Here is an 8,951-nt window from a genome sequence, read left to right on the forward strand (position 1 = left end):
CAGCCGGATGCCGTAACTGTAGAACCATTGGCAGTAACCGTTGGTGCTGAAGGATTCAACGAACCTCCTGAACACAATGCTGCAGGTGATGAAATCGCAGTTATAGAGGGACTTGCATTAATTACAAATGTTACAGGGGTACGACATCCGGGATTTGAAGAACATTCTACATAATAAGTAGTTGTACCGGCTGTATTCGTATTTGCTAATCCGGAATTTGCCACTCCAACTGGATTAAAAGGAGAACCAGAACCAATTTTTGTTCCTCCGGTAGTATTAGTATACCAATCTAAAGTCCCTGGTATAGTATAAGCTACTGTAATACTTATATTTGAAATGTTTGCGTCCGGGTTTACACCACCATCATCAGTAGTTTCTCTAAATCTAAACAACCAAGTTCCCACAGGGCTTCCAGTTCCCCACGTTCCAAAAGTTGTATTAGTAATAGTTCCCGGCGCCGATGATGATGTAGAAATCTGTAAATTATTTTGTACCCCTCCCAATGAAACAGGTGGGGTAGCTTCAATACGCAACTCATTAGTCCATGAAGGAGAATTCGATGTATAAGTAATAGTAGTTGAAACATTAGTTACAACTGCTCCAACAGGTAACGCCGGAAAGTTTATCGAAATATTTGTATTACCACTCCCTCCATAGGTTGTCGTATTAGATGTTCCTCCTGAACCTGAGGCTGTTTGAGTACTAGTAGAACTTGCACAACTATAAGAAGAAGTCAAAGACCCGGAGCCACCTGCGCAAATGGCTACCCCAGTTGCTGTTGGCCCCCCTGATGACATTGTAATTACATTCGAAGTTGCTGTAGAACTTCCTGTTAAGCAAGCTGCATTTGAAGTCATAACACAAGTAACAACATCACTATTTAATAAAGTAGCATTAGTATAAGTCGTTGAATTTGTTCCAACATTTGCTCCGTTTAATTTCCATTGATAAATCGGTGTTGTTCCTCCATTGGTTGGAGTTACAGTAAATGTCACTGAAGTTCCATAGCAAATTGCTCCTGCTGGTGAAGCAGCAATGCTTACAGAAGCCGGTAAATTTGGACTAATGGACACACTCCCCGCCATTGTTGTGCTACATGTCGTAGATCCGGCTGTAGCCACTACCGTATAAACACCTGTTGCGGTTTGATTTCCAAAACTAATTGCTGAACCAGTTCCAGGAACGACAGCTCCAGTATTTAAACCTCCTATTTGCAATTGATAATTTACTCCAAGTTGCGAACCATTAAGCCCAATCGTAGCTGTACTGCCTGCGCAAACACTTGTTCCAGTCATATTGAAACTCGTTGGGTTAGCAGCAACAAGTGAAATATTATCAAGAAACCAGTCATCTCCTCCCCACGCTCCGACACAAGCTCCGACAGCCAAATTTGAAGTTGTAGCAACAAACTCCAAATCCGCCATTGTTGCAGCAGCTGTTGCTGGTGACCAAGGAATCGTAAGAACTATTGTTCCTTGAGTTATAGCAGTAGACAAGCCTACTACAGTTAAAGGAAATCCTGTTGTTGAAGCAATACTGGCACCATTTGAAACAACTACATCAGAAAGTGGAATATTAGAATTATTCCCTTGATTTGTAACAGTTAGATAAGTGACACCTCCTAATTTTACTAAAAGGGTTGCCGTTGTATTGCAAGTAGATACACGATTTGCATTTTGCCCTTTAATGTTAAAAGAAAGAGTTAATGGGCCTGCAATTAAACCTGTCAAACTTTGTTTTAGAGATGCATTAGTTATACCATCCGCTTCTATATAAGCTTCATTAGGGGCCCAGGCAGCAGAATAGTACCAACCTGTTACATCAGTTTGTGCAGACCAGTTTGTTGCATTAATACTTCCTGTAAAATCGCCGGTTTTAACAACATTACACGACTGACCAAAACTCATTTGAAATGCCAATAAAAAAAAGCAAATCCATCTGCCTGAAGAAATAAATGGCTTATTACCGGGAAGAAAATTAAAAAATACGGAAAGTACGGACAAAAGTAGTTTTTGTATCATGTAGGTTAGTGGTATTTATATTTTTAAATCTGTTTGGGGTATTCTTTGGGGCATTTGTCTTTGAAGTAATGATTAAAAACATCTATAACATTAGAAATTAAAACATTAACTCAAAAATGACATATTATAAAACAAAAGTACTTGTTCTGCAATCCGTTTTTATACAAATTCGATTAAATGCATATTTATTCGATGCACTTCCTGTTTTTTACAATTTAAAATTTTTATGAAACTAAAATCCTATTTAAACATCAATTTTTTAGTAGTGTTGTAGCTGTTTTCTGTAATTATTTTTACCAAAGAACCTGTTTGTAAATAATTAAGTATTGAATCGATAATTGTACTTTACTTACATTTTATTTTTTATACAAATTGTTTGGCCAAAATATTATAAATAAACACTTTAAGATATATTCTTTTACTGTAATCTGCATTCTCATCGTTCAAGATTATATTTACTTAATGTATTATTTTCAATATTTTATAAAATTAAACCAATCCTTTTTTTACTACTAAAAACTGTTAAATTTCGGAGGCAAAAATATCACAAATACGTACAAAAACAATATTTTTAGCATATAATTTTATAAATAAAAAACTACATATGGAGTTTTTATTACAAAATAATGATAAAAATATATGATTTTTCTTATATTAAAATTAGCGCAATGGAACTGATTTTTTCCTCAAATGAATTGACTTTCAATTGATAACAAAAATTAAGAAACAGACTGCCATTAGCAAAAAAGCTTCTTAATAAAATAGAAGCAATTCTGCAAAAAAAATTAAAATCTGCAAAAGCCAGATCAGAGTGAAAAATTTTTTTTACACGTCCCGCCCTGCCTTTTGTAATAGAAAAAAAGCGTTTCTCTTTGAAATAAAATTTATAGAGATGGAGAAAGAAATGAAATCTCAATCAAAAATGGAGTAATAGCAAGACTGTTGTTATCTTAAGTGTAGATATCGCCAGAAAACTGTAATCTAAAGTTTTTTCCAGAAGAAATTCAAATTACCTTAATATAATTTTTTGTGTTTCATCGTAACCGTTTTCCAAAAGAACTTTTACCAATAAAATCTGCTGTGTCGAGCCTAATTGTTCTGTTGAAAACTGATCACTATTTATTTCTTCTTTACGGTATAATAACTTTCCTGATGCATCAAAAACAAAAACATTATTAATCGTTTTGACGGCATCTATATTTATAATATTATTTTTATTCGAAATGGAAATATTATTTTTAATAGTTTCTACTTCTCCCACGCCCAATGATTCACTTTTATATCTCAAGACGAATCTATCATTAAAAACACCTGTTCCTGTAGTAAAAGTGTAACCCCCTTGTCTTAAATCATTAAGAGTATTAGTAAGTTTATCTTCTAAAAAAACTGCCTGATTAGTGAGTTGTCCGTCAGCTTTGGCTATCGAAATAGTAAACTCACCTGCAATAATTGAACGATATCCTAATGGAACAACATCATTAGCTGTGAATGGCAGTGCACGTCCCTGAATAACCAGGTTACTGCCTAAATTAACACTATAAAAATCAATAAATGCGTTCCCATTCATACTTACTCCGTCAAAATCACTATCATATCCATTGGTAGCACCCTGAATATAACCAACTAACAACTGCTTGAAAGCTCCTTCTGTATTTGTCATATTAAGCCATAAACGATGTCTTTCTAAGGCTGCAGTTTTTGAAGTTGTTACTGCTTTAAAGAATGGATTCTGATTGCCCGAAATCTGGGTTCTGTTTAGCATGACCGTTCCGTTTGTATCTATCATAGCAACGTCCCCGGACTTCTCAAAAATATCAGGACTTGGCATTGAAGAAAGATTCGGGGACTGTGCCCACATATTACAAAAAATAAACAGCGGAAATAATGTAGATTTCAGTCTCATAACAGTAATTTAAAAGATTAAAAAGCAATTAATTTTTGGTAATATTTACTAATGAGCGGCTTTTAAAAAATTTACTGGCAGAAAAAGAGATTGATTTGTAACCGTTTTTTCAAAAAATATAGTTTTAAAGAAAATCAAAACAATACAATTAAAAAGGTCCTGTCTCTCAAATATATAAAAAATATTAGTCATTAACTATTAATAATTAAAAATATTAGTCCGTTTAATCCATATTTGACAAAATTTAAATTGAATATATTTTCCATACATATTCTTGTTTATGAACTTATTTTACAGCAAGCTTAAAAGCGGTCAGGCTTACCTTTTATTTGAATACGAGTTTGTTAATTGTTTCACTATTATTTTCCAAAACTGTTTTTACTAATAAAACCTGTTGTGCAAATGGCAAGTTCGAGATAGACAATTCTACATTGCTAACATTTTGGTTATACAGTTGCTTTCCTGAAACATCATAAATAAAGACTTTAGCAATTTTTTCTTTTGGAGAGTTTATCACAATTGTTTTATCATGACTTACAACCGTGATTTGATTTTCAATCGTTTCAAAATCAGCTGTACCTAATGTTTTATTGGTATATCGCAACAAAAAACGATTATTGAATGTTCCGGCTGTTGTACTAAAAGTATAGTTTTGTGCTGTTAATTCGTTGATCGTACCGGTTTGTTTGTCTTCCAGATAAATCCTTTGGGTAGCCAATGCCCCATCTGCCTTATTTATTGCAATGGTAAAACTGCCTGCAACTGTCGAACGATATCCCAATGGAACAACATCAGTGTCCGCAAACGGCAATGCACGCCCCTGGATAGCCAAATTGTCTGCAGCATTGACACTATAAAAATCAATATAGGCATTTCCGTCAATACTAAACCCGTCAAAATTATCATCATAAGCATTTGTTGCGCCTTCAACATAACCAATGAGGGTTTGTTTAAATGCTCCTTCGGTATTTGTCATGTTCAGCCAAAGACGATGTTTTTCTAATTCTGCTGTTTTTCCTGGCTTAAAGAATTGTGCGTTGTTTCCTGTTACACGCATCAAATTATTAAACTCAACTGTTCCATTAGCTTTAGCACTTGTCAAAAAAGATTGTCCAGCAGCTATATAACCTGTTGGTAATACTCCTCCCGATATTGCTATTCCTCCTACTCCGTTGTATGTTGCATAATCATCCGAGCTATAGTTAAAGCTATAGTTAAAGCCAGCAATAAAGCCAGCAATAGCTGTATTATGTGTCCATAAATAAATGGTTCCATTTAAAACAGTGCTGTTATTAGCATTATTAAACAAAAAATCATTAGCATTAAGTGCCGAAGGATAAGGGTTCCCAATCAAATAAAAATTCCCGTTTATCATCGATTGACTGCTTGTGATATTTCCATTATTAGGCACTCCTTTAAACTGAACAGGTTGTGAATAAGGAAAAGCAACCACTTCAGGATGTGGGGCAGGCCATGTCCCTGCTTTTGGAGTCCTGATAATATACCCGATTCCTGGCTGCATAACAGCTGCTCCTCCATAACTTATTTGCCAGCCAGTCCCAGAATACGACATATATTTATCTGCCAGTGTATTGGGTGACAAATCAAATAAGGTTTGTCCTGCCACTGGTGATGACCAATATGTATAATCGAAATTTTTCATTGGTGCGGAATTTCGTTTGTATACAATATTCCCAGTATTAGCAGTATTCGCTATTTGCAACAGACTGGCATTATTTTCAAAAGTTAATATCCCTCCGTTATTAACAATTGAATTCATTATGGTTAATGTATCATTCTGATTTATTAGAACATTAACTCCGGAATTCACTACACAACTGCAGCCATCAATATTTCCGCCCCCAGCACCTGTACTTGAATAATTTCCGGCAAAAACCAAATTTTGGTTAATTGTAGGAGAACCATTTGACCAGCTTCCGTTATATGTATTTGTTACAAGATTGTTTATAATTACACTTGTCGAAGATAATGATATACAACTTCCTGAATACTCTATAGTAAATGTATATGTGCCAGGAACAAGATTAGAAATCGTATAAGCAGTTCCTGTATTTGTGTAAGTTGTCGATGTTGTCCCACTTTGTGTAATTAACCAGGTAACTGATGGTGGCAAGCCAGTTAATATAACACTCCCCGTTGACAATATACAAGTTGGTTCTGTAACTGTTCCCGTTGTCGGAGCAGAAGGTTTTGGTCTAATAGTAATTTGTATTGGCTGAGTTACTGAACAATTAGCATTTGTTATAGTCATTGTGCCGGTGTATGTATCTGCAGCTATTCCTGCCGGTATGACAATAGTATTCAAATTACCACCTCCTGCTAAAAAGCTAAAGGAAGTAGTACCCTGATTTATTAATCCGGCAGTATTTGCAGCAGGACTCCATACAATACTATAACTTATTGGGGTGTTTGCTGTAGCGGTGTAAGGCAATATAGCAACCTGCGCTCCGGCATTGAAACAAATATCATCAACTATTCCTGTTGTAGTAATTACTGGTAAAGGATTCACCGTTACTGTTGCAGCAACAGAATTTGCCGTAGCACAAACACCGCTCTGAACAACTGCTCTGAATTGTGTGGTCTGAGTTAAAGTTCCTGAAGTATATGTTGAAGCTGTATAGGTTATATCATTCCAGGTAGAAAATGGGCTTACAGCATATTGCCATTTTGAAACTGCTCCTGTATGTCCTGACAGGGTTAACAAACCACTTGTATTTCCGCTACAAATTGAAGTGCCGCCATTTACAGTCCCTCCAACGCTTGCAGGAGAAACTGTAATTGTTATCGCATTATTGGTAGTGATATCAGAAAAACAGGATTCTGAAGTTAGTCTTGTAACTGTTATGGTACTTGAACCGGTAGTAGTTAACCCGGAAGCTGTAAAAGTTCCAGTTCCTGCTGTACTAACTGTCATTGCAGCTGTTAATCCGGTTGCTGCCGGATTACTCCTGCTATAAGTTACTACATAATCACCCACTGGTAAAGATATTGTACTTCCATTTAATGTCACTATAGTTGACGTTGATATCGCAGCACACACATCTGCTGACGCAGTACTTGTAAGACTATATACAGGACATGTATAAGTAACTTTTATCTGACCGTCTCCCCCATTGCCTCCTTTGAAATTACTAAATAGCAATCCTAATGCACCACTACCTCCAGAACCTGGCGATCCGCCCGGATTACCTACTCCACCACCCAAAAAAACTCCTGCACCACCAGCACTGCCTCCTGTAACTGCTGCCCCTGCTGTTCCATCAACTGCATTATTACCGTTAGAACCTGTTCCTGCACTGCTTCCGCCTCCACCTGAATATAATGTTCCCAAAACAACTCTTGCATTTGCTCCGCTTCCTCCCGAAAAAATCACTCCTGTTCCTGAGGCAATACCCCCAGCACCTCCGGCACCATAAGTAGAATTTCCATGCTTCCCTCCTGTACCGCCATTTGCCGTCACTGTAGAAAAAGTAGTAGCCTGACCATTTCCTCCATCAGCACCATTAACACCTACACCTCCGGCTCCAACTGTATAGTTTAGCACCGCTGCCGGTGTTGCACCCAGCACAACCTTACTATATGCTCCGCCTCCGCCTCCGCCTCCGCCAAAAACAGAAATGGTAGCATTGACCCCACCACCAGCCGCTCCGGCTCCCCAACATTCTACACTTAATGAAGTAACACCCCCCGGCACCTTAAAAGTATTAGACCCTGGCGTAGTAAATGAATTTGTGGTTTGAGTCCACATTTTACAAAAAACAAAAAATAGTAATGAAAGTAATTTTAGTCTCATAATAGTAGATTTAAAAATTAAAAAATCGATTAATCTTTTAAATTGTATTTATGAGTGGTATTAAAAAAGCAGACTTGCAGAAAATAAGATTAATCCGCACTTGTTCTTTTTCTCAAAAAATTATTTTTGTTAAGCAACAAAAAAGAAAATGTTTATGGCAACTCTATATCAAATATAATAAAAAATTGCTTATTTATGTTAATTTATTTTAATACATTATTTTTTATGTTAATAAACTAAAGATAAAACATATACTAATTATTTAATAATAACTTTTTTATTTGCGGATTTCACAAAATCTAATTATAATCTTTTTTTTAATTTTACATTTGTCTTTATAGAATAGTTTCATATTCTAAACAAATTTTAATTATGACAATTAAAGAAGCACTACAAAAATTAGAACATTTTTGTGCTTATCAAGAGCGCTGCCATGAAGAAGTTGTAAATAAATTATACAGCCTAAAAATGACTCCTGACGAAATAGATAATATTGTTGTGCAGCTTATTAGCTCCAATTTTTTAAATGAAACCCGATTTGCCTGTAGTTTTGCCCGAGGAAAACATCGCATTAAGCACTGGGGAAAAGTTAGAATTGTAAACGAACTAAAAGCCAGGCATATTACCACAACCAATATTAATTTGGCCCTAAAAGAAATTTCACCTGAAGAATACGAAACCACTTTTGAGCAACTTTCTCAAAGATGTTGGAATAATTTAACAGAAAACAACCCTCTCAAAAAAAGAAAGAAATTTTGTGATTACATGATGAGAAGAGGTTACGAAAGCAATTTCGTTTATGATAAAGTAAAAGATTTTGAAAAAATAAATTAAAATTTTATTATATAAATTACTAAAAATCAAAACACTTTTAAAACAAAAATCCGATAACTTTCATTATCGGATTTTTTAAATTTACAAAGTCATAATACTATTTGAATATCAATTTTTTAGTGGTTGTGTAACCATTTTCCAGAACTACTTTTACCAACAGAACCTGTTGTGCAAATGCTAAGTGCTGAATCGATAATTCTACATTGCCTATATTTTGTTTCTTATACAATTGTTTGCCTGAAATATCATAAATAAAGACTTTAGACAGGTTTTCTTTCGCTGAACTTATCGTAATAGTTTTATCCTGACTCACAACCGTGATCGAATTTTCAACTGTTTCAAAATCACCGGTACCTAAGGTCTTATTGGTATATCGCAA

General features: G+C 35.3%; 5 protein-coding genes. 1 reads left to right on the plus strand and 4 read right to left on the minus strand.

The features are described 5' to 3' along the window. The 3 genes from PMI10_RS19155 to PMI10_RS21785 all read right to left on the minus strand — a co-directional run. On the minus strand, positions 1-2,021 hold a 2,021-nt coding region (locus PMI10_RS19155), incomplete at its 3' end, for a hypothetical protein (protein WP_007810900.1). A gap of 1,009 nt (positions 2,022-3,030) precedes the next feature. Beyond that, positions 3,031-3,924 carry a T9SS sorting signal type C domain-containing protein gene (locus tag PMI10_RS19165; RefSeq protein WP_007810901.1) on the minus strand — a complete coding sequence of 298 codons (894 nt, stop codon included), beginning with the start codon at positions 3,922-3,924 and terminating at the stop codon, positions 3,031-3,033. A 325-nt stretch (positions 3,925-4,249) separates the two neighbouring features. Then, positions 4,250-7,738, minus strand: coding sequence for a glycine-rich domain-containing protein (locus tag PMI10_RS21785; protein ID WP_007810902.1), 3,489 nt, complete (start codon positions 7,736-7,738; stop codon positions 4,250-4,252). Positions 7,739-8,110: 372 nt separating this feature from the next. Here PMI10_RS21785 and PMI10_RS19185 point away from each other — a divergent pair, with 372 nt between their 5' ends. After that, entirely contained in the window at positions 8,111-8,572 is a 462-nt protein-coding gene (locus PMI10_RS19185) for a regulatory protein RecX (RefSeq protein WP_007810904.1), read from the plus strand. Positions 8,573-8,669: 97 nt separating this feature from the next. Here the strand turns inward: PMI10_RS19185 and PMI10_RS19190 are convergent. Continuing rightward, the coding region (locus PMI10_RS19190) for a T9SS sorting signal type C domain-containing protein (RefSeq protein ID WP_157489907.1) at positions 8,670-8,951 on the minus strand (282 nt) is incomplete at its 5' end.

The sequence above is a fragment of the Flavobacterium sp. CF136 genome, from assembly GCF_000282055.1.
Taxonomy (GTDB): Bacteria; Bacteroidota; Bacteroidia; order Flavobacteriales; family Flavobacteriaceae; genus Flavobacterium.

What these genes read in the sequence shown, in the direction of transcription:
- PMI10_RS21785 (WP_007810902.1), bottom strand. Translation starts at nt 7,738, where the DNA reads ATGAGACTAAAATTACTTTCATTACTATTTTTTGTTTTTTGTAAAATG.
- PMI10_RS19185 (WP_007810904.1), top strand. Translation starts at nt 8,111, where the DNA reads ATGACAATTAAAGAAGCACTACAAAAATTAGAACATTTTTGTGCTTAT.
- PMI10_RS19165 (WP_007810901.1), bottom strand. Translation starts at nt 3,924, where the DNA reads ATGAGACTGAAATCTACATTATTTCCGCTGTTTATTTTTTGTAATATG.